The 22134-nt window shown below is 56.1% G+C and carries 23 protein-coding genes; 17 read left to right on the top strand and 6 right to left on the bottom strand.

The window, feature by feature from the left end:
* Positions 1-17: 17 nt before the first annotated feature.
* The 10 genes from AC13DE_RS19750 (at position 18) to lpxB (ending at position 9898) form a co-directional block, all read left to right on the top strand.
* Positions 18-812 (top strand): phosphatidate cytidylyltransferase, encoded by a 795-nt coding sequence (locus AC13DE_RS19750; RefSeq protein ID WP_483048781.1) that lies wholly within the window; start codon positions 18-20, stop codon positions 810-812.
* 5 nt (positions 813-817) lie between these two features.
* On the top strand, positions 818-1993 hold the full coding sequence (dxr, locus tag AC13DE_RS19745) for a 1-deoxy-D-xylulose-5-phosphate reductoisomerase (RefSeq protein ID WP_483048780.1): 1176 nt from the start codon (positions 818-820) through the stop codon (positions 1991-1993).
* Positions 1994-1997: 4 nt separating this feature from the next.
* The gene (gene rseP / locus AC13DE_RS19740; protein ID WP_483048779.1) at positions 1998-3350 is read left to right on the top strand and encodes an RIP metalloprotease RseP; all 1353 of its coding nucleotides are present in this window, start codon (positions 1998-2000) and stop codon (positions 3348-3350) included.
* 95 nt (positions 3351-3445) lie between these two features.
* Positions 3446-3571, top strand: a complete 126-nt coding sequence (locus AC13DE_RS19735; protein WP_446298339.1) for a hypothetical protein — start codon at positions 3446-3448, stop codon at positions 3569-3571.
* A gap of 151 nt (positions 3572-3722) precedes the next feature.
* The gene (bamA, locus tag AC13DE_RS19730; RefSeq protein ID WP_446312571.1) at positions 3723-6080 is read left to right on the top strand and encodes an outer membrane protein assembly factor BamA; all 2358 of its coding nucleotides are present in this window, start codon (positions 3723-3725) and stop codon (positions 6078-6080) included.
* Between the two features lie 87 nt (positions 6081-6167).
* Entirely contained in the window at positions 6168-6650 is a 483-nt protein-coding gene (locus tag AC13DE_RS19725) for an OmpH/Skp family outer membrane protein (protein ID WP_446298341.1), read from the top strand.
* A 68-nt stretch (positions 6651-6718) separates the two neighbouring features.
* Complete coding sequence (fabZ, locus tag AC13DE_RS19720; RefSeq protein ID WP_446298342.1) at positions 6719-7177, top strand: 3-hydroxyacyl-ACP dehydratase FabZ; 459 nt, start codon at positions 6719-6721, stop codon at positions 7175-7177.
* Positions 7177-7959: an acyl-ACP--UDP-N-acetylglucosamine O-acyltransferase gene (lpxA, locus tag AC13DE_RS19715; protein ID WP_446306390.1), complete on the top strand. Its 783-nt coding sequence runs from the start codon at positions 7177-7179 to the stop codon at positions 7957-7959. The genes fabZ and lpxA overlap by 1 nt, the downstream gene beginning before the upstream one ends.
* Entirely contained in the window at positions 7959-8750 is a 792-nt protein-coding gene (locus AC13DE_RS19710) for an LpxI family protein (RefSeq protein ID WP_483048778.1), read from the top strand. The genes lpxA and AC13DE_RS19710 overlap by 1 nt, the downstream gene beginning before the upstream one ends.
* The gene (lpxB, locus tag AC13DE_RS19705) at positions 8747-9898 is read left to right on the top strand and encodes a lipid-A-disaccharide synthase (protein WP_483048777.1); all 1152 of its coding nucleotides are present in this window, start codon (positions 8747-8749) and stop codon (positions 9896-9898) included. Before AC13DE_RS19710 ends, lpxB begins: the two co-directional genes overlap by 4 nt.
* A gap of 99 nt (positions 9899-9997) precedes the next feature.
* Here lpxB and mnmA read toward each other — a convergent pair whose 3' ends face one another.
* A complete protein-coding gene (gene mnmA, locus AC13DE_RS19700) occupies positions 9998-11140 on the bottom strand; it encodes a tRNA 2-thiouridine(34) synthase MnmA (RefSeq protein ID WP_483048776.1) in 1143 nt (380 codons plus the stop codon).
* A 125-nt stretch (positions 11141-11265) separates the two neighbouring features.
* On the opposite strand from mnmA, the gene sciP reads away from it, so the two are divergent.
* The 5 genes from sciP (at position 11266) to AC13DE_RS19675 (ending at position 16869) form a co-directional block, all read left to right on the top strand.
* The gene (gene sciP / locus AC13DE_RS19695) at positions 11266-11544 is read left to right on the top strand and encodes a CtrA inhibitor SciP (protein ID WP_446298347.1); all 279 of its coding nucleotides are present in this window, start codon (positions 11266-11268) and stop codon (positions 11542-11544) included.
* A 96-nt stretch (positions 11545-11640) separates the two neighbouring features.
* Entirely contained in the window at positions 11641-12360 is a 720-nt protein-coding gene (ctrA, locus tag AC13DE_RS19690; protein ID WP_446298348.1) for a response regulator transcription factor CtrA, read from the top strand.
* Between the two features lie 75 nt (positions 12361-12435).
* Positions 12436-14556, top strand: coding sequence for an NAD-dependent DNA ligase LigA (gene ligA / locus AC13DE_RS19685; RefSeq protein ID WP_483048775.1), 2121 nt, complete (start codon positions 12436-12438; stop codon positions 14554-14556).
* Complete coding sequence (gene recG / locus AC13DE_RS19680; RefSeq protein ID WP_483048774.1) at positions 14553-16643, top strand: ATP-dependent DNA helicase RecG; 2091 nt, start codon at positions 14553-14555, stop codon at positions 16641-16643. The genes ligA and recG overlap by 4 nt, the downstream gene beginning before the upstream one ends.
* A 97-nt stretch (positions 16644-16740) precedes the next feature.
* Entirely contained in the window at positions 16741-16869 is a 129-nt protein-coding gene (locus AC13DE_RS19675; RefSeq protein WP_446298351.1) for a hypothetical protein, read from the top strand.
* A gap of 210 nt (positions 16870-17079) precedes the next feature.
* Here AC13DE_RS19675 and AC13DE_RS19670 read toward each other — a convergent pair whose 3' ends face one another.
* Positions 17080-17535, bottom strand: a complete 456-nt coding sequence (locus tag AC13DE_RS19670) for an iron-sulfur cluster assembly scaffold protein (RefSeq protein ID WP_446298352.1) — start codon at positions 17533-17535, stop codon at positions 17080-17082.
* 75 nt (positions 17536-17610) lie between these two features.
* On the opposite strand from AC13DE_RS19670, the gene hisI reads away from it, so the two are divergent.
* The gene (gene hisI, locus AC13DE_RS19665; protein WP_446312578.1) at positions 17611-17970 is read left to right on the top strand and encodes a phosphoribosyl-AMP cyclohydrolase; all 360 of its coding nucleotides are present in this window, start codon (positions 17611-17613) and stop codon (positions 17968-17970) included.
* A 9-nt stretch (positions 17971-17979) separates the two neighbouring features.
* Here the strand turns inward: hisI and gluQRS are convergent, their stop codons facing one another.
* The 3 genes from gluQRS to AC13DE_RS19650 all read right to left on the bottom strand — a co-directional run bounded on the left by gluQRS (position 17980) and on the right by AC13DE_RS19650 (position 21254).
* A complete protein-coding gene (gene gluQRS / locus AC13DE_RS19660; RefSeq protein WP_483048773.1) occupies positions 17980-18840 on the bottom strand; it encodes a tRNA glutamyl-Q(34) synthetase GluQRS in 861 nt (286 codons plus the stop codon).
* Positions 18827-20191 (bottom strand): methylenetetrahydrofolate--tRNA-(uracil(54)-C(5))-methyltransferase (FADH(2)-oxidizing) TrmFO, encoded by a 1365-nt coding sequence (trmFO, locus tag AC13DE_RS19655; protein ID WP_446312580.1) that lies wholly within the window; start codon positions 20189-20191, stop codon positions 18827-18829. The genes gluQRS and trmFO overlap by 14 nt, the downstream gene beginning before the upstream one ends.
* Before the next feature lie 277 nt (positions 20192-20468).
* Complete coding sequence (locus AC13DE_RS19650; RefSeq protein ID WP_446306145.1) at positions 20469-21254, bottom strand: enoyl-CoA hydratase; 786 nt, start codon at positions 21252-21254, stop codon at positions 20469-20471.
* Positions 21255-21311: 57 nt separating this feature from the next.
* On the opposite strand from AC13DE_RS19650, the gene AC13DE_RS19645 reads away from it, so the two are divergent.
* Positions 21312-21731 (top strand): PaaI family thioesterase, encoded by a 420-nt coding sequence (locus tag AC13DE_RS19645; protein WP_446298356.1) that lies wholly within the window; start codon positions 21312-21314, stop codon positions 21729-21731.
* A gap of 84 nt (positions 21732-21815) precedes the next feature.
* On the opposite strand, the gene AC13DE_RS19640 is transcribed toward AC13DE_RS19645, so the two are convergent.
* Positions 21816-22046, bottom strand: a complete 231-nt coding sequence (locus tag AC13DE_RS19640; RefSeq protein WP_446312581.1) for a DUF1127 domain-containing protein — start codon at positions 22044-22046, stop codon at positions 21816-21818.
* Positions 22047-22134 lie beyond the last annotated feature (88 nt).

Here is a 22134-nt window from a genome sequence, read left to right as displayed (position 1 = left end):
CGCGTAAGAGGTGCATAATGACGCAATCATCGGAAAGATGGTCAGACTTGACGGCACGTGTTTCATCCGGCGTGGCGATGGTGGTCATCGGGGGTATCGGGATCTACCTGGGTGGCTGGGTGTTTCACATTTTGGTCGCGGCCGTCTGTGGGCTGATGGCATGGGAACTGGTGGGCATGCTGACGCCCAAGCGGCCCGGTGCCAAGCTTCAGATGGGGCTGCTGGTGGCAGGGGCGACGTTTGCCGCCGTGTATCTACCCATCGGGTTTGCCCTGCCGGTTCTGCTGGCACCCGCGTTGGTCGGGTTCGGGTTGCTTGAAAAACACCGCACCGTATTCATGTGCTTCACCGTGTTGATTGTCTTGGCAGGTTTTGGGCTGGTGCAAGTGCGCGACGACTATGGCCTTGGCTGGTTGATGTGGTTGGTCGTTGTCGTGGTTGTCACCGATGTAGTCGGATATTTCTCGGGTCGCGCGATTGGCGGGCCGAAATTCTGGCCCAGAGTCAGCCCCAAGAAAACCTGGTCGGGCACCGTAGCCGGTTGGATAGGTGCTGCTCTCGTGGGGCTGTTATTCTCAATCAACACCGGTGTGGGTTTGCAACTGATCGGCATCTCTGTCGCCTTGTCCATGGCATCGCAGATGGGGGACATGGCCGAATCCGGCATGAAACGCCGCCTTGGGGTCAAAGACAGCTCCAATCTGATTCCCGGTCACGGCGGTCTGTTGGACCGATTTGACGGGATGCTGGGGGCGGCTTTCTTCCTGTTGATCATCGGGCAGTTTCTTTCGATCGCACCGATAGCCGGATAAGCAGAATGGCGCGGCGGATAAGTATCTTTGGGGCCACAGGCTCTATCGGGCAGAATACGATTGATCTGATCGCGCGTGCCCGCGACGATTACGATGTTGTAGCGCTAACGGGTGCCGGCAACATCGCGCAACTTGCCCAGGACGCAACCGATCTGAACGCTCAGGTGGCCGTGACCGCGCACGATCATCTGCTCGAAGATCTGCGTTTGGCGCTGTCAGGTACGGGCATCGACGCCGCAGCGGGCGAACAGGCGATCAAGGAAGCGGCGGGCCGTCCCGTTGATTGGGCGATGTCGGCAATCATCGGTGCAGCCGGGTTGGCACCGGGTATGGAAATCCTGAAACAAGGGGCAACCCTGGCACTCGCGAACAAGGAATCGCTGGTGTGTGCGGGCAAGCTGATCCTTGAGACCGCCGCGGCGAATGACGCTCACATCCTGCCGGTGGATAGTGAACACTCCGCCATCTTCCAGGCCTTGATCGGGGAAGATATCGACGCGGTTGAACGTATCATCATCACAGCCAGCGGTGGGGCATTTCGCGACTGGCCGCTTGACCAGCTTGCGGATGCGACGTTGGCACAGGCCTCAAGTCACCCCAATTGGGATATGGGCCAACGCATTACGATCGACAGCGCCTCCATGTTCAACAAGGCGATGGAGGTTATCGAAACCCGCGAATATTTCGGCATCGCACCCGAGAAAATCGAAGTTCTCATACACCCGCAATCCATGATACATGCGCTGGTCGGTTTCAATGACGGGGCCCTTATGGCGCATATAGGCCCGTCCGACATGCGCCACGCCATTGGCTTTGCGCTTCATCATCCCCACCGGCGGTCTCTTCCGGTCGAGAGATTAGACCTGGCCAAGATCGGTAACTTTGAATTTCGCGCCCCCGATGACGTGCGCTGGCCAGCGTTGCGTCTGGCGCGCGACGTGATGGCGCGCGGTGGGATGTCGGGTGCCGTCTTCAACGCGGCGAAGGAAATAGCGCTGGACGGTTTTATCGACGGCCGCCTGCAATTTCCTCAGATGGCAGAGGTCGTCGAAGAGGTGCTTGACGGTCTAATTATGGACACAGGCCTTATTGATGCCACCATGACCCTTGATAACGTCGCCCAAGTTGACCATTTGGCAAGACAGACGGCAAAAGCCGTGATCAAAAAAAGGGCAGGATGAAGTTTTGGACATATTTGCATTTATTCCGCAGTTCGGCGGGCTGATCTGGACGTTGCTGGCCTTCGTTATTTCACTCTCGGTGATTGTGGCAATTCACGAATATGGTCACTACATCGTTGGTCGCTGGTCTGGCATACATGCTGATGTGTTTTCGCTTGGGTTTGGCCCTGTGCTTTACAGCCGCTACGACAAACGGGGGACGCGTTGGCAGATAGCCGCACTTCCGTTCGGCGGATATGTGAAGTTCGCGGGCGATGCCGATGCGGCATCGGGCAAGGATGTCGTGGCGATGGCCCAAGCCGAGGCGAACCCAGACAAGCTGCGCAGCACCATGCACGGTGCACCGCTTTGGGCACGCACCTTGACAGTTGCCGCTGGTCCGTTCTTCAATTTTGTGCTGTCCATCCTGGTTTTCACTGCCATTGGGCTGTCTGTCGGTGTGCCCAAGGATCCATTGACCGTCGGGGAACTGCGTAACCTGCCGTTTGAAGGGTCGGATTTGCAGCCCGGCGACGAAGTGGTCGCCATCGGTGGCATCCAGCTACCGCCTGCCTCGGATGTTACGGCATATTCAGATGCGTTCTCCGCCGTCCCGATAGAACAACCGCTTGAATACGGGGTGCTGCGCGATGGGTCGAGATTGACCGTACCCGGCCCCTACATCATGCCATCGTTGATCAATCAGGTCATGCCGCAATCTGCCGCGTATCAGGCGGGGCTGACGTCGGGCGATGTAATTACCGCGGTCAACGGTACGCCTATATTTGCGTTCAAGCAACTGAAGGATATCGTTGAAGCCTCGTCAGGCGAGACCCTGAAATTGACGGTGTGGCGGAACGGGGAAACGCTCGACTTTACCATGACCCCCAAGATTACCGACGAGCCGCAGCCGGACGGAAGTTTCAAGACCCAGATGCGGATCGGCATTGTCGGGGGGGCCGCGTTCGAAACAGCGACCACGTCACCCGGTCTGCTCGAGGCGATGTGGAGCGGTGTGGAAAATACCGGTCGCATCATCCAAGGATCATTGTCGGGCCTCAAGCATATGATCGTCGGCAATATCAGCACCTGTAACCTTAGCGGCCCAATCGGAATCGCACAGACCTCGGGTGCGATGGCGTCGCAGGGCGCGCAAAGCTTCATATACTTCATTGCGGTTCTGTCGACCGCCGTAGGGTTGCTGAACCTGTTTCCGATTCCCGCGTTGGATGGGGGTCATCTGGTATTTTACGCGTATGAAGCCGTAACTGGTAAGCCTCCCAGCGACGGAGCGCTCAAGGTGTTGATGACAATCGGCCTCACGTTGGTGTTGGCGTTGATGGTGTTTGCTTTGGGGAACGATCTTTTCTGCCCGTAATCACGAAGATGAAATCGTCTTGATTTTGCCTTAATTCGTCCAAACCCTGCCATATTCACCGGTTAAGTTTACTGTGTGAACGAGAGGGTAAGATTATGCAGACAATTAAAACAAGTTATCGCGGCCTCAGCCTTTTGGTCGATTTGAATTGGGACCGGGCCTTGTATCTGGGGACCATGGCTGTTGCTCTGGCTCTTGGCGCGTGGTTGGGGCCATTCTAATACCCGCAACCCGGTGTCGATGTACCTGATGGTGACAAAAATAGATGCCATATACTTTATATAGCGCCGTATGATGGTCTCTGGGTTTTGACAAAGGCAGTTAATCTCTCTAGTCAGGACAAAAGAGAATACATCAAAGCGGGTAGGGTATATGGCGCAGAATAACAGGTGGAACAAACCCACCGATACGGTGAAGAAAACACCTTTCTCCAGCACGCTGCGAAATGCATCATTTTGTGCAATGCTGTCAGTGGCTTGGATGGTACCTGGCCAAGAAGCTCAGGCGCAAAGCTATCAATTCAATACGGTCCAGATCGAGGGCAACGAACGCGTTGGTGACAGCGCCATTCTAAGCCGCGCAGGAATCGTCCGCGGCCGTGCTATCAGCGGCGGTCAACTTAACGATGCCTACCAGAATCTTCAGGCCTCGGGTTTGTTTGAATCGGTTGCGATCGAACCGCGTGGAAACACTCTGGTCATCACCGTCGTGGAATTCCCTACCATCAACCGGATCAGTTTCGAAGGTAATGCCCGCATCAAGGACGAAGTGCTGGCAAAGATGATTTCATCCGACGAACGTCGTGTGTTCAACCCAAGCCAAGCTGAAACCGATGCCAACGCCATTGCCGAAGCTTATAACAACGACGGCCGTATTGCCGCGCGGGTACAGCCCAAGATTATCAAGCGCAGCCAGAACCGCGTTGACCTCGTTTTCGAAATCTTCGAGGGCGACAATGTCGAAGTCGAGCGGATCAGCTTTATCGGCAACAGGGTTTATTCGGACCGCCGCCTGCGCCGTGTATTGGGCACGAAACAAGCGGGACTGTTCCGGCGCCTCGTCAAACGTGACACCTATGCAGAACCACGCGCCGAAGCTGACCAGAAATTGCTTCGTGATTTCTATTTGTCGCGCGGCTATGTGGATATGAGGATTTCAGCCGCGAACGCGCAGCTTACACAAGAGCGCGATGGCTATTTCGTTCAGTTCAACATCCAAGAGGGGCAACAGTTCAGGTTTGGAAAGCTGACCGTGTCGTCGACAGTCAATGGCGTCGATGCCGAGACCTACCGTAAGGTAATCAAAACCAAGTCGGGGGGTGTCTACACGCCAACCTCTGTCGAGTCCGATATTGCACGCATGGAACGTCAGGCCATCCGGGACGGCGTCGATTTCTTGCGCGTTGAACCGGTGGTGACACGCAACGATCGTGAACAGACGCTTGACATCGAATACCGTATCACGCGCGGGCCTCGCATCTTTGTGGAACGCATTGATATCGAAGGTAACACCACGACGCTTGACCGGGTGATCCGCCGCCAGTTCGACAGCGTGGAAGGTGACCCGTTCAACCCGCGCGAAATTCGCGAGAGCGCGGAACGCATTCGCGCATTGGGCTATTTTGAGTCCGCCGAGGTGAATGCCCGCGAGGGATCGTCCCCGGAGCAGGTCGTCGTTGACGTCAATGTTGAAGAAAAGCCTACAGGCGCGTTGAACTTTGGCGGGTCCTATTCGGTAAACGACGGTGTCGGGGTCGCGATCAGCTTTTCTGAGCAGAACTTTCTTGGGCGTGGTCAAAAGCTGAACCTGACGGTCAGCACCGCGACCTCTGCCAAACGCTATGGGTTCAGCTTTATCGAGCCGAGCCTCCTGGGTCGCGATGTGACCTTTGGGCTCAATCTGAACTACGCAAGTACCAGTTCAACGTATAGCAGCTTCAATACCAAGCGGGCCGTTATCAAACCCTCGCTCTCATTCCCGGTCAGCGAATTTGGTCGCCTTACGTTGAGCTACACCTATGACGACCTTGAAATGATCGCCCGCTCCACCACCGCGAACGGTCCGGTTGTCGCGGATGACATCGCCGCCGGGTCGCAGGCCGCATCTGCTCTGGGGTATAATTATACCTACGATACGCGGCTTCGCGGACTTGATCCAACCGCGGGTGTGCAATTCGAATTCGGACAGGATTTTGCCGGCGTCGGCGGAGATTCGAAATACATCAAGACAACCGCGAAAGTGATCGGCGAGAAAAGTATCTACAACGAAGAAGTGACCTTGCGCGCCACTGTCGAAGGCGGCGCATTGTCATGGGGGAGCGGCAATAACAGGGTAGCCGACCGCTTCATTCTAGGCCCGACGATCATGCGCGGCTTTGATCCTGGCGGCATTGGACCACGCGATGTAACTACGGGTTTCAACGATCCGCTGGGTGGAAACATGTATGTTGTCGCACGGTTTGAAGCTGAATTTCCTCTGGGCCTGCCCGAAGAATACGGTATCAATGGCGGCGTATTTTACGACGTCGGCAATCTATGGAACCTTAGTAACGTGAACTATAACGGCGGTAACATTGTCGGTGAATCCGGGTCGTTCCGCCATGTGATCGGTGTATCGCTGTTTTGGAACACGCCCGTTGGTCCGCTTCAGTTCAACGTATCCAAGGCGTTGAAAAAAGAGACCTATGACCAAGAACAAAAGTTCGAAGTCAGGCTCAGAACGACTTTTTAATCGCTGATGCGCTGGATTTTTTTTGCTGTAATCCTCGTCCCGGTTTTGTCTTTATGGGCAATGCCGGGACAGGCACAGCAAGGTTCAATGACACAGAGAGAACGATTGACGGTCCAAAGTCCGATCCTCACCATCGATTCTGACCGGATTTTCAACGAAAGCGCCTTTGGATTACGGGTCGCGCGTGATGTGGAAGTTCAAAGCGCCGGTTTGGCGGCCGAGAACCGAAAGATCGAAGCTGAACTAGAGGCCGAAGAAAAACGTCTTACAGAGCAACGCAGTACGTTGGATGCCGCGGCCTTTCGCGATCTTGCCGATGCCTTTGACCAGAAGGTGCAAAAGACCCGCGCTGCTCAAGCTGCCAAGGGGCGTTCCCTTAGTCAGATGGTTGACCAAGAACGTTCCTTGTTTCTTAACGCCGCCGGTCCTGTGCTGGAAGAATTGATGCAGGATGCTGGCGCAGCGGTAATCCTTGAAAGACTGTCGGTTTTTGTCAGCGCCAATGCGATCGACATCACGGACGAGGCGATCAAACGCCTTGACGCAACGCTGGGCAGTGGCAAGAACTAGTGTCGCTGTTGCTCTTTGCGGTCTAAATAGGTAGCCATATCAAAGCTTTTTAATAGACAGGACATGTTATGACCGACCCCCTGCCAAGTGCCGACATTCAAATGATCCAGCGGATCATTCCGCATCGCTACCCGTTTTTACTGGTTGATAAGGTCGTGGATATCAATGGAACGCAAAGCGCTGTCGGTATCAAAAATGTCACCATGAACGAGCCGCACTTTCAAGGGCACTTTCCCGGTATGCCGATCATGCCCGGCGTCACGATTATCGAAGCCATGGCACAAACGGCTGCCGTGATGGTCGGGGTCACGCTTGAGATGGCCGATAAGGAAATGAAAGTCTACTTTATGGCGATCGATAAGTGTAAATTCCGCCGCAAAGTTGTCCCTGGTGATGTCGTACGAATGGAAGTTTCAACCTTGCGGGGCAAGGCTGGTGGCAAGGTCTGGAAGTTCGGGGGTGTCGCATCCGTCGAGGGTGAAATGGCGGCAGAGGTTGAATTCACCGCGATGATGGATTTGTCCTGATGACCAATATTCACCCCAGTGCGGTGATCGAAGAAGGGGCGAAGATTGACCAGTCGGCGGTCGTCGGGCCGTTTTGCGTTATCGGATCGCAGGTGGTTCTGCACGCTGATGTCGTCATCAAATCGCATACCGTCATCACCGGGCAAACCGAAGTTGGCGAAGGTACCGTTATCTTTTCCTTTGCGGTGATCGGAGAGATTCCCCAGGATCTGAAATTCAAGGGCGAGGCCAGCCGCCTGGTGATCGGGAAACGCAATCGGATTCGTGAACACGTTACGATGAACTGCGGCACCGAAGGCGGTGGCGGGGTCACCAGGATCGGGGACGACGGGTTGTTCATGGCCGGCTGCCATATCGCCCACGACGCCATTCTGGGCGACCGGGTAATTGTCGTGAACAGCGCCGCGGTCGCTGGCCACTGTATCATCGAGGACGATGTCATCATCGGCGGGTTGGCCGGAATTCACCAGTTTGTTCGGATCGGGCGCGGCGCGATCATCGGTGCCGTGACGATGGTGACCAACGATGTGATCCCCTACGGCCTGGTGCAGGCCCCTCGCGGTGTTCTGGACGGGCTCAACCTGGTCGGGCTCAAGCGCCGGGGCGTTGCGCGCAACGACATCACAGCCTTGCGCGCCGCATTCCAGATGCTGGCGCAAGGCGAGGGGACGTTTCACGACAGGGCGCAGCGATTGGGCGATGAAACCGGCAGCGACTATGTACGCGAAATCGTTGATTTCGTGATGGCCGATACCGGCCGTCATTTTCTTACGCCGGGCTGATGCTGGCGCTGATCGCCGGGGGCGGCGGACTGCCCCGTCGTGTCGCCGAAGCGCAAGCAACCTTTCCGCTGATCTGCGGATACGAGGGGGTCGCGCTTGAAGGGGTCCGCGCGGACGTAACATTTCGCTTGGAAACACTCGGAACGTTGCTCAACACTCTCCGAGCGCGCGGTGTGTCTCGGGTGAGCTTTTGCGGATCCGTAGCACGGCCAAGCTTTGATCCGGCTGCATTGGACGCGGATACAATGCATCTGGTCCCCTTGTTTCAAAAGGCTCTCGCCGCGGGAGATGACGGTGCATTGCGCAGCTTGGTCGATATCTTTGAAAAGGCCGGGTTCGATGTTGTCGCTGCGCAGGATATCACCCCGGGTCTGACGGCCGAACCGGGGGTGATGAGCCTCCGTCACCCTGACGAGCAGATGTCGGTCGATGCAGGACGCGCAGCGGATGTGTGCCGTGCGATGGCACCGCTGGATATAGGGCAGTGTTGTGTCGTGGGCCAGAGCCAGGTGATGGGCATCGAGACCATCGGCGGTACCGATCATATGTTGGCGACTTTGCCGGAGCGAGCTCGCGGCAGTAATGCCATCCTGTTCAAAGGGCCTAAACCTCAGCAATCCCGGCTGGTCGATATGCCGACGATTGGACCCGAGACGATAAATGCGGCCCATCATGCAGGTTTGGCCGGCGTGATCATCGTCGCCGGGCAGGTTATCGTGCTTGACCCCGATCGCTGCATCGCGCTGGCGAACGAGTTGGATCTGGTCCTGTGGTCGCGGAGCGCCTCGTGAAGGTATTTATCATTGCAGGTGAGCCTTCGGGAGACCGATTGGGCGGCGCATTGATGGCGAGTTTGAAAACCCTGCGCCCTGACATTGCATTCGAAGGTATCGGCGGCAGCGTCATGGCCGCGCAGGGGCTCGACAGTCGATTTGACATGGCAGAACTGTCCGTGATGGGAATCGCCGAGATTTTGCCGAAATACCGGTCGCTCATGGCGCGGATCGAAGAAACCGCCGAAGCAGTCATCGCCGCCGCGCCTGATGTGATGATCACCATCGACAGCCCTGACTTTTCGCTTCGCGTAGCAAAGCGCGTCAAAGCCCGATCCAGGATCAGGACCGTGCATTACGTTGCCCCGACAGTCTGGGCATGGCGCCCAGGCCGGGCCAAGAAGATGGCACGCTATATTGACCAGGTATTGGCGCTGTTTCCGTTTGAGCCACCTTTGATGCGGGATGCCGGGATGGCATGTGACTTTGTCGGACATCCGGTAGTGGCCGAGCCGGTGGCCACCGAGACCGATGCCGCTGCATTCAGACAAGAGTTCGGGATCGGGGATGCACCGCTTGCTTTGGTGTTACCGGGGTCGCGTCGGTCAGAGGTGGCACGGCTATCGGAGGTGTTCGGCGACGCCGTCGAACTGGTGGCGCGGGAGCATCGCGACCTGCGCGTCGTCATTCCCGCTGCCGGAGCCGTTGCGGATGCGGTGATTGCCGCGACGCAGGGCTGGCGGGTACGCCCTGTCATTCTTGACCCGCGAACGGTTTCATATGACCAGGCGCAAAGTCTGAAACGAGCGGCATTTCGTGCCGCTGACGTAGCCTTGGCAGCGTCGGGCACGGTTTCTCTTGAGCTTGCGGCGTCAGCAACGCCGATGGTTATCGCCTATAGGATGCACTGGCTGAGCTTTCGAGTGATCAAGGCGATGGCCTTGATCGACACGGTGACTTTGGTCAATCTGGTATCTGATACGCGTGTGGTACCGGAATTTCTGGGTCCCGATTGTGTGGCCGAGAAGATCGCCGCCGGGTTGCGGGACGTGATGGCGGCCCCGCAAGCCCAGACAACCGCGATGGCCCTGACGATGCTGAGGCTGGGCAAGGGGGGCGAAGCGCCATCGGCAAGGGCGGCGCGGGCGATCTTGCAGCACCTGTAAGCTGTCGGAGCGATCTGCACCGCGTAGAGGTTTGCAACGGAAGGGATGAGGGGCTCTGCCCCTCAAACTCCCCGGGATATTAACCCATTTGGAAAAGCCTCATCCTTTGTGAATCCAGCCGCCTCCGAATATGCGGGAGCTGTCCGGATCGTAGAAAACGCAGGCCTGGCCTGGCGATACCCCTTCTTCGGGAGTCAGCAATTCGACGGTGGCGGTGGTATCGGACAACGGACGCAGTATCGCGTCGGTCGGGGGGCGTGTGGAGCGTACCCTTACCGAGATGGGCCATTCGCTTTTCGAGGTCAGGGGGGCGTCTCCGAGCCAGTTGATTTCCCGGACGGGCACTGTGCGCGTGGCAAGCATGGATTTCGGCCCCACGATTACACGTGCGCTGTCTGCATCCAGTTTTACAACATAGAGCGGCTCACTGAGCCCACCGATACCCAAGCCGCGCCGCTGGCCGATGGTATAGTTTATCACGCCGTCATGTCGCGCGAGGACACGGCCCTGGGTATCGATAATATCCCCGGGCTGCGCCGCTTCGGGCCGTAATTTCCGGATGACAGACGCGTAATCGCCATTTGGCACAAAGCAGATATCCTGACTGTCGGGCTTGTCGGCAACATTGAGCCCGTATTTGGCGGCCAAAGCACGGGTGTCATTTTTGGAGGGCAAATGACCAAGCGGAAAGCGAAGGTAATCGAGTTGATCAGCGGTGGTGGAAAACAGAAAGTAGCTTTGGTCGCGATTGGCATCGGCAGCGCAATGCAACTCGGCCCCGCCGGGGCCCAGTTTACGCTGGATGTAATGGCCCGTGGCCATGCAGTCCGCTTCCAGGTCCTTTGCGGTTTCCAGCAGATCCTTGAATTTTACCCGCTCGTTGCACCTTATGCACGGAACCGGGGTCGCGCCGCCCAGGTAGCTGTCTGCGAATTCATCGATCACCGCGTCTTTGAAAACATTTTCATAGTCCAGCACATAGTGCGGAAAACCCATCGTTTCAGCGACGCGACGTGCGTCGTGAATGTCGATCCCGGCACAGCATGCCCCTTTTCGCGCCAGTGCCGCGCCATGATCATATAGCTGCAAGGTGACACCTACCACGTCATAGCCTTCTTCAGCCAACATCGCGGCGACGACCGAGCTGTCGACCCCACCCGACATGGCAACGACCACCCGGGTATCAGCCGGGGCTTTGGCAAAGCCCAGTGAGTTTAGCGGCAAAGTGCGATCAAGCGGCATTGTGGTGTCTCCGGGAAGTTTGAGGCATAATATCAGAAAATACGACCTACTCTCAAGAGAGGGCTTCATACGTCTTTAAGTCCGGTACTTCCATATAGCCAAAGCAGCTAAATGGGAGAAATCTTGTGTATTTGAAGAAAGTCGCCGGACCGCGCTTTGTCACCCTTCCGGATGGGTCGACGTTCAGTTGTGCGGATCTGCCTGCCCGATCCACCAGCAGATGGGTCGCATCACGCAAGGCCGCCGTGGTACGGGCGGTCATGCATGATCTGATCACCCAACAGGATGCGCTAGAGCGGTATCATATCAGCGCTGACGAATTCGCGGAATGGGTGCGTGCCGTCTCCGAGCACGGGGAAACTGCGTTACGCACGACAGCTCTTCAAAAATACAGACAACTTTAAGTTGCTTGTGTTTTAAGTTGCTCATTATTAACGTGTGATTAATATATTTTATCCACGGTACAGGCTGTACCCAATTGATTTGAGCGGAGAGACAGAATGCGTGTACTGCTGGTAGAAGATGACCCGACCACCTCGAAGAGTATCGAAATGATGCTGACGCATGCAAACTTGAATACCTACGCTACCGATTTGGGGGAAGAGGGAATCGATCTTGCGAAATTGTATGACTATGACTTGATCCTGCTGGATCTGGATCTGCCGGATATGAATGGCCACGAAGTGCTGCGACAGCTACGCCTGAGCCGAATTGAAACGCCGATATTGATACTGTCGGGCGCGGACGACGCAGAAAACAAGATAAAGGGCTTTGGGTTTGGTGCTGACGACTATCTTACCAAACCCTTTCACCGCGAAGAGCTGGTCGCGCGTATCCATGCGATTATCCGCCGCTCCAAGGGTCATTCCCAGTCTATCATTCATACTGGGTTGGTGTCGGTAAATCTGGACGCCAAGGTCGTTACGGTGGATGAAAAGCTCGTTCATCTGACCGGCAAGGAATACCAGATGTTTGAACTGCTAAGCCTGCGCAAAGGCACCACGCTGACCAAGGAAATGTTTCTGAACCACCTGTACGGGGGGATGGACGAACCCGAGCTCAAGATCATTGACGTCTTTATCTGCAAATTGCGCAAAAAGCTGAGCAGAGCAACCGGCGGCGAGAACTACATCGAAACCGTGTGGGGGCGTGGCTATGTTCTGCGTGATCCCGAACCCACCATGCAACCCGCCCCACAGAAACTTGCCGTGGGGATATAGCCTCAATATAACTAGACCTGCTTGGCAACGCTGCGTATTTAGACCCCAGTACAAACCATATGCTGGGGCAAATACGTGACAAGCGAAATCGCGATCCAAGACCTGAGCGCCGCACAAGCCGAAGCAGAGCTTGAAACGCTTGCGACAGTTTTGGCCAAGGCAAATAATGCCTATCACGGCAAGGACGCCCCGGAAATATCCGACGCGGAATATGACCGTCTAAAAAAACGCAACAGTGAAATAGAGGCGCGCTTCCCTTCATTGAAGCGCCACGACAGCCCGAGCGACAAGATTGGCAGCGCGCCCGCGGAAGGGTTTTCAAAGGTCAAACATGAAGTCCCGATGCTTTCGCTGTCGAACGCTTTCAGCGACGAAGACATCATCGATTTCGACATCAGGATCAAAAAGTACCTCGGCCTGGCACCGGCTGACGACCTGAAATACACTGCTGAACCAAAGATTGACGGGTTGTCGCTGTCCTTGCGCTATGAGCGCGGAAGTCTGGTATACGCCGCAACGCGTGGGGATGGTTCAATCGGTGAGAATCTTACCGAAAATGCGCTGACGATCGCTTCGATCCCCGCCCACCTGACCGATGCCCCGGAGGTGCTGGAGGTGCGGGGTGAAGTGTATATGGCCCATGACGACTTTGAAGCTCTGAACGCTAGACAGCTTGACCAAGGGGCCAAGGTTTTTGCAAATCCACGCAACGCGGCGGCGGGGTCACTAAGACAACTAGATGCTGAGATCACTCGTGCCCGGCCGTTAAAGTTTTTTGCATACGCTTGGGGGGCATTGTCCGAACCTTTGGCACCAACTCAGTGGGAGGCGATCAAGCGACTGGAAAAACTGGGCTTTTCAACCAATTCACTTACGGCGATATGCGCGTCTCCCCAAGCCATGATTGCCCATTATCAAACGATAGAACAGCAACGCGCGACTTTGGGCTATGATATCGACGGCGTCGTTTACAAGGTTAATGATCTGGAGCTTCAAGCCAGGCTGGGGTTCCGCTCCACTACTCCACGCTGGGCAATCGCGCATAAATTCCCCGCGGAACTCGCGTGGACGCGGCTTGACGATATCATCATCCAGGTCGGCCGAACCGGGGCACTTTCTCCGGTTGCGAAACTGAAACCGGTCACGGTAGGAGGCGTGGTTGTATCGAATGCGACCCTGCACAACGAAGACTATATCAAGGGCGTTGACAGTAAGGGTGGCGTTATTCGCGATGGAAAAGACATCCGCATCGGAGATTGGGTCCAAGTGTATCGCGCAGGCGACGTGATACCCAAAATTGCTGATGTAGACCTGTCACAGCGCCCCTCCGATGCGAAACCATTTGTTTTTCCAACCACGTGCCCGGAATGCGGCAGTTACGCACTGCGAGAGGAAGGCGACGCGGTACGGCGGTGCACAGGAGGTTTGATCTGCCCCGCCCAAGCTGTTGAAAAACTGAAGCATTTTGTTTCACGTGCCGCTTTTGACATCGACGGATTAGGTGCAAAACAAATCGAGCAATTCTATGCCGATGGTTGGATTACTGAACCGGCACAGATATTCACCCTGGAAGCCCGATACGGTAAGGGAATGCACCAACTTAAAAATCGCGAAGGCTGGGGCGACAAGTCAGCAAGAAAACTGTTTCAAGCGATTGAGAATAAAAGAACAATTCCGTTATCAAGACTATTGTTCGCTTTGGGTATTCGCCACGTAGGTGAATCAGCATCCAAACTTTTGGCCCGCCACTATGGCACGTGGACAGCGTTCGAAGCGGCGATAGAGGCGGCGCGAGACGGGGTTGGTGCGGCTTGGGATGATCTGATTAGCATCGACGGCATCGGCAAGGTGATGGCGCAATCTTTGGTCAGCACTTTCGCGCAAGATGCCGAACGCGCGTCGATTGACAGGTTGGTGGCCGAACTTGACATTGAAGCGACTGTGCGCCCCGATGTCGGCAATTCGCCGGTGGCGGGAAAGACCGTGGTTTTTACCGGCACGCTTGAGAAAATGACCCGCGCTGAAGCCAAGGCCCGCGCCGAAAGCTTGGGGGCCAAGGTTTCGGGATCGGTGAGTGCCAAGACAGATATTTTGATCGCCGGTCCCGGTGCTGGGTCAAAGGCTACCAAGGCCACCGCACTGGGGATTACGATCTTGGACGAAGACGGTTGGCTTGATCTGATTTCAGACGCATGAAGGGACGTCCTGAAATACTTTTCCCGCTGTTCGCGGGTCTTGAAACCCTTGAAGGGGTCGGCCCGAAAACTGCGCGAAATCTAGAGCCACTAGGCGTCGTCGCCCCACGTGACCTATTGTTTACATTGCCTTATTCGGGTGTTGATCGGCGGCTTTTGCCGTCGCTCGAGACTGCTGTTCTGCCCGCAACCTTGACAGTTGCAGTCACAATCGGCACGCACCGGCCCCCCGCGGCGAAAGGGGGCGCATACCGCATTCACGTAGAAGACAGCGCCACGTCCTTCCAGTTGGTGTTTTTTCACGCCCGCGGCGATTACTGGAAGCGCCAGCTTCCCGAAGGGTCTCGAAAGATCGTTTCCGGCCGGGTCGAGCTTTTTGATAATATGGCACAAATGGTTCACCCGGATTTCATCGTTCCCGAAGAAAATGCGAGCGATATCCCAGTGTATGAACCGGTTTATCCCCTGACGAACGGCATCACCCAGAAATTGATGTACAAGGCCACCCGCGCGACCTTGACCCGTGTACCCCAGTTGGGGGAATGGATTGATCCAAGTCAAAAGGATCAGGCTGGGTGGCCGGATTTTGCTGACGCGGTAATTCAAGCCCATCATCCCCATTCCGACGCTGATTTGGCCGCGACCGCCCCGGCACGCGAACGTTTGGCTTACGATGAACTTATGGCGCACCAACTGACCCTGGCATTGGCTCGTGCCAAGGAACGCCGCAAGAAGGGCCGAAGCAGTATCGGCGACGCTCGGCTTCGGCAACGCGTGCTGAATGGTCTGCCGTATCAGCCGACCGGCGCACAGACCCGTGCCATTGCCCAGATCACAAAGGATATGGCCAGCCCGCATCGGATGAACCGGCTTTTGCAGGGCGATGTCGGCGCGGGCAAGACCTTGGTGGCGTTCATGGCGTTGCTGGCGGCGGTCGAGGCCGGCGGGCAGGGGGTATTGATGGCCCCAACAGAGATACTGGCGCGGCAACATTTCGAGGTGCTCCGCCCGCTGGCGCTCCAAGCGGGGGTCATGCTCGAGATACTCACCGGGCGTGACAAAGGGGGGGAACGCAGGGCCAAGCTTGCTGCCTTGGCGACGCAGGGCATCAAGATACTGGTCGGGACCCACGCCGTGTTCCAAGCAGATGTCGCGTTCAGTGATCTGCGTTTGGCCATCGTCGACGAACAGCACCGCTTCGGTGTGCGTCAACGTCTTGAACTGGGGCAGAAAGGGCAAAATGTCGACGTTTTGGTAATGACAGCGACGCCTATTCCCCGCTCGCTTGCATTGGCGCAATACGGCGACATGGACGTATCTGTGTTGGACGAAAAACCGCCCGGCCGTCAAGCGATCCGCACCGCGCTTGTCAGCACTGACCGTATTGACGAAGTGATAGAACGCCTGCGCGCCGCGATGGCGCAAGGGCGTCAGTCCTATTGGGTATGTCCGTTGGTCGAGGAAAGCGAAGTCAGTGATCTGATCGCCGCTGAACAGCGCTTTCAAAGGCTGCGCGCGACGTTGGGCGAAGGGGTAGTCGGCTTGGTCCATGGCCAGATGCCCCCGAATGAAAAAGACGCGGCAATGCAGGCGTTTCAACGGGGCGAGACAAAGGTTTTGGTGGCGACCACGGTCATCGAAGTCGGCGTTGATGTTCCTAATGCCAGCATCATCGTCATCGAACGCGCGGAAAGTTTTGGTCTGGCACAGCTACACCAGCTGCGGGGTCGTGTGGGGCGCGGGCAGGCAGCGTCGACCTGCCTGTTGCTTTATCAGGCACCGTTGTCCGCCTCGGGGCGTCAGCGGCTCGAGGTGTTGCGTGCCACCGAAGATGGGTTCGTCATTGCTGAAACAGACCTGAAAATGCGCGGCACCGGCGACCTGATCGGGACCGCGCAATCCGGCGTTCCGCGTTTTCGGGTCGCAGATCTGGAAAAACAGGCGGGGCTTATGCAAATCGCCCAATCCGACGCCCGCAAGCTGTTGGCAGTGGACCCTGACTTGAGCAGCCCCCGAGGCAAAGCCGCACGAGTGCTGCTGTGGCTGATGCGGCAAGAAGAGGCGATTCGTTTAATAACAGTAGGTTAACCGTTTCCTGACAATTTCTTTGCTTATGTTCTCAGAAAGTTCTTTACAGACGCCGTCATAAGTGAGAACAAAGTAGCAACAGGAACGGAGAGAGAACATGACAACCTTCAATACCGTCAAAGCCATTGTAAAACGGTCGCAAGACACTCTTTTACAGGATGCCGCAGGGGCGGCTGCCTTGGTCGTAATGTTGGTGGTCGGGCTGCATCTTCCTGCGTTCATGTGACATCTGCCTGCGTAATCGTGCTGTTTTGATCTAACCTGCGCATCTGTCCCAAACTTTATGCGTCTGACGAAATTTCCTTGTCCTTCGTCTGTCAGCCGGAATGTCCCCTCTGGCTGTGATCAACACGTGCCGTCACGATAATCGCATACTTGCGCCGCCATCCCGTTGGGGTGTGCGGCGCATTTTTTTTGGTAAGCAGTTAGATGGAAATTAACGGTTGTCGGCCAACGCTTGCGTCTGCTGCATCGCTTCGGTCAACGCCTCGATCGCCAGCAGGATAGACGCATGGCGGTTTTTATAGGCCACGGCGGGCATCAGGACCTCGAACCCGTCGAAAGGTGCCGCTGGGACGGGGCCTTTCCCTTTCAACATTGCCTTCAGTTGGTCCCGAGCGGTTTGAACCTGCTCTAGCGACGCGCCTATCGCCGCGGATCCGGTCACCGCTGCCGATGCCTGACCCAAAGCGCAAGCTTTGACATCCTGCGCCATATCGGCAAGCTTTCCGTCCTGCACAACGACGTCAACGGTTACGGTCGAACCACATAAAGGTGATCGCCGCGTGACGCTGGCATCGGGGTGATCCAGTCTGCCAAGATGCGGGATATCGGTCGCAAGCCCCAGAATGCGGGCCGAATAGAGCTTGATCAGGTCTGTCTCGTCACTCATGGCTGTTCCTTTCCGCGCTTAGAACCTACATAAACCTCCACGCGGATGATGCAAAAATAAAGTGAAGGCGACGTCATGGATTTTGATCCCAGCACATTGAATTTTAACGAAGCAGGGTTAATTCCCGCCATTGCGCAGGATGCCGCGACAGGTGAGGTGTTGATGATGGCCTGGATGAACGCGGAAGCAATCGGCCAAACCCTGTCGACCGCCCGCGTCACATACTGGAGCAGATCGCGCCAGGCATTTTGGCGCAAGGGCGACACAAGCGGCCACGTGCAAGAGTTGGTCGAGATGCGTATTGATTGCGACCGCGATTGCCTGTTGATGCAGGTGAAACAAACAGGTGCTGCCTGCCACACTGGACGGCGCAGCTGTTTTTATACGCTGATCGAAGACGGTGAAGAAAAGGTAACTATGAATGTGATTGATTAAATCATCGGTCTAAAGAGCTAATTTATCACGCAATTCTTGCATTGACACCCCGTCCTTCCGAAACGCGGAAATCGCACGAGCGTCGTCTCGTTTGGCCAGCCGTTTACCGCTTTCGTCGCGGATCAACCGATGATGATGATAAATCGGAGTCGGCAGACCCAGCAGGCGCTGCAATACCACGTGAATTTTTGTGGCCTCAAATAGATCTTGCCCGCGCACCACGTGGCTGATCCCTTGCGCGGCATCGTCCAAGACCACGGCTAGGTGATATGCTGCGGCCATGGATTGTCGCGCAAGAACCACGTCACCAATGTCGGAAATAACCTGACGACCGGAAAAGCGGATGGCTCCGGTCTCTCCCTCGGGGCCAGACCCGGTTTCAATAAAGCTAAACCCATCGTCAGGCATTAGTGATGCTTGAACGTCAAGACGCAAGGTGGCCGCAACGGGCCGATCCCGCTGAGCCGCAGTTCGCGCCGGACGACAGGTACCGGGATAGATCAACCCGTCAGGTCCGTGAACCGGCACCCCTTCTTGCGGGGCGCTTGCCGCCTCAAGAATATCGCGGCGAGAACAGGTGCAGGCGTACAGCACTCCCATATCCCAAAGCTGCTCCAATGCCTCTGCATAGGCCGCGGTTCGATCTGACTGGCGCATCACCGGTTCGGGCCACCGCAACCCTAACCAGGACAGATCGTCATAAATTTGCGCTTCCCAGTGTTCGCGGGCGCGCGATGTGTCGATATCCTCAATGCGTACCAGAAACTGCCCTCCGGCAGCCATCGCCATGTCATGAGCATGTATCGCAGAATACGCATGCCCCAGGTGCAAGGGGCCCGTGGGCGACGGCGCGAACCTAGTGCGAAACATCACGCGGCATCAAGGTGCCATCCAGCCACGCCTGCCAATCCTGCTTGGCGCGGTCGGTATAGGCCTTGTATCGGTCTTTACGTCCGCGCCGACCGGATTTTAGCCCTTCAACAGATGGAAATAACCCGAAATTCACATTCATGGGCTGAAATGTCTTGGCGTCGGCACCGCCGGTGATGTGGGTAATCAGCGCGCCGGTTGCGGTGGTCGGTGGTGGGGGTGCCGCGGCTTCGCCCTTGATCTCTGCCACCGCCAAGCGGCCTGCAAGCAGCCCCATGGCCGCGCTTTCCACATAACCTTCGACACCGGTGATTTGTCCCGCAAAGCGGATGTTGGGCCGACTGCGCAAACGCATTTGACTGTCCAGCAACGTGGGAGAATTCAGAAACGTATTGCGATGAATCCCGCCAAGCCGCGCGAAAGATGCATTCTCCAAACCGGGAATCATCCGAAGCACCGTACCTTGTGCGCCGTATTTCATCTTGGTCTGAAAACCGACGATATTATACAGCGTGCCCAGCTTGTTGTCGCGCCGCAGTTGCACCACAGCATAGGGTTTGTTGTCAGGATCATTGGCATTGGTCAGCCCCACCGGCTTCATCGGGCCGAAACGCAAGGTTTCGCGGCCGCGCTCTGCCATGACTTCGATCGGCAGACACCCGTCGAAATAGCCAGCGGTTTCACCTTCGTGAAATTCGGTTTTATCCGCGGCCAGCAGGGCGTCTATAAACGCCTCATACTGCTGCTTGTTCATGGGGCAATTCAGATAGGCGGTCCGCTCTTGCTCGGTCTCGCCTTTATCATAGCGCGATTGCATCCACGCCTTGCTCATATCGATGCTGTCGTAATAAATGATCGGAGCAATCGCATCAAAAAACGCGAGCGCTTCCGCCCCAGTTTCCGCGGCGATCGCATCGGCCAGATTGCCCGATGTCAAAGGACCGGTCGCAATGATCCAGTGACCATCGCCCGGCAATTCCGTTATTTCCCCGTATTCAACAGTGATATTCGGGTGAGCATTCAGAGCATCGGTGACCGATTGCGCGAACGGTTCACGGTCCACCGCCAAGGCACCGCCTGCGGGCAAACGGTGTTTGGTCGCGCAAGCCATGATCAGACCGTCGGCAGCGCGCATTTCCCAGTGCAGCAATCCAACGGCGTTTTGCTCGCTATCGTCCGATCGGAAAGAATTTGAGCATACCATCTCTCCCAGCAAGCCGGTTTGATGAGCAAATGTTCCGACAGTGGGGCGCATCTCGTGGATAACGACCGAGATACCTGCGTTCGCTGCCTGCCAAGCAGCTTCGGACCCGGCCATACCGCCGCCAATGATGTGAAGTGTGTGTGTCATGCCAGCGATGTAGGGCAGGGCGCAACGCGGCGCAATAGCTCTGCGCGTGTGCAACTTGATGATTTTGGGGGTACCGCGTTCTCGGAAGAGAAAGTTTTTGAGGTCGTCGCTGCGGGAATGGCCGGTCAGTGAGAGCTGACCCGGAGGGACCTTCCGCGGGCGACGACCCAAAATCATTAAGACGTTTGTCTTAACTTATTCGTGCCCCAAATAAGTCCAGATTGCTAGCATTAAAAACTGAACAATCCACATCACACTGGAAACAATCTATTTCGCGCTACTGACGCCACTCAGGATCTCGTTTTTCCAAAAACGCCTGAATGCCTTCCTGCGTGTCTTCGTGCAGCATGTTTTCGACCATCACATCCCCTGCATAGATATAAGCCTGATCAACGGGCATTTGCAGCTGTTCATAGAAAGCCTGCTTGCCGATTTTCACAGCGACTCCCAGCTTGGAGGCTATCTGCTGGGCTAACGCTTGCGTTTCCATGGCCAGCATATGTTCGGGTACAACACGATTAACCAACCCGATTTCCCGTGCTCGGTCAGCCTCTATGAAATCCCCGGTGGTCAGCATTTCAAAAGCTTGCTTACGAGGAACGTTGCGGCTTAACGCGACCATCGGCGTTGAACAGAACAAGCCGATATTCACGCCATTGACCCCGAACCTGGTACCTTCGGCAGCGACGGCCAAGTCGCAGGTCGCCACCAGTTGGCAGCCTGCAGCGGTGGCAATGCCATGTACAGAAGCGATTACCGGCTGCGGCATAGCCTGGATGCGCGCCATCAGACGGCTGCATCTGTCGAACAGGTCCTTGAAACCGGCCGCCCCGCCATCATCTGATTGGCGCAGTGCCGTCATTTGTTTAAGGTCATGCCCCGCGCAAAAGGCTTTGCCACGCCCTGCAAGGGTGACGACTCTTGCTTCGGGTGTCTGCGCGATATCATCCAGCGCATCGGTCAACGCCGCAAGCATTTCGTCAGACAGCGCGTTCAGACGCCCGGGTGCATTCATGGTCAGGTGAACTACCGCACCGTCACGATCTATTTCCAGCATTGTCATCTTGCACCCCTTGCGATTTTCCCAGAGCGTAACCCCGACATATGACGGAGGACAAGTATGCCAATTCTGATGGATGCCGACGCGCTGGCGGTTTTTATGAACGATGTGTTCAAGCAGGTCGCCAAGGATTTTGCGATCGACCACGTTGGGGAAACCGATCTGACGACAAGATTGCTCACGCATGATCGGCACCTGCGTCCCGGTGGTACAGTATCGGGTCCGTCAATTTTCGCGCTCGCTGACGTCAGCGCCTACTTGATGACGTTGGCACGTATTGGCCCCAAGGCGCTGGCGGTGACCACCAATTGCTCGATTGATTTCATGCGCAAGCCTGCCGCCAATGTTGACTTGGTTGCCAAGACCCGATTGCTCAAGCTTGGGCGGCTTTTGTCGGTCTGCGACGTTCTGGTATATTCCGAAGGCCTTGAGGATCCCGTCGCGCGCGCCTCATTGACCTATTCAATTCCACCTAAATAATTGTACCATTATTCAGAGGCGCAATAAAAAAGGGCCGGTCAAAACCGGCCCGAGTGAAGAGGTCTGGCAAGCGCCACAGGGATGTTACGCTTTCCAGAACACCCGAATAGACTCATCATGAGCCTGTTCAGATGTGAGTCCCACGTCTTTCAATTGCCACGGCTCTAGACGTGCCAAAGCTTTGCGTGTGCGGCGACGTGATGCAAGTTTCGTGACATAGACCGCAAATTTAACCGCAAATACCGCGACTGCTGGCGTGTTGCGCTGGTTAAGGATCGCCACCGTTTCGTGTGAAATGGTCAGGGTCTGTGTCATGAAAATCTCCTATTCATAATTGTATTGACACAATGTTGCGTGATAACATAAAACATAGGTACAAACCTCGGTACATTTTGAAAAGAGA

Source organism: Sulfitobacter sp. L-8, assembly GCF_056859255.1.
Note: the sequence above shows the minus strand (reverse complement) of the source record. Positions and strands in the feature narration are given on the sequence as shown.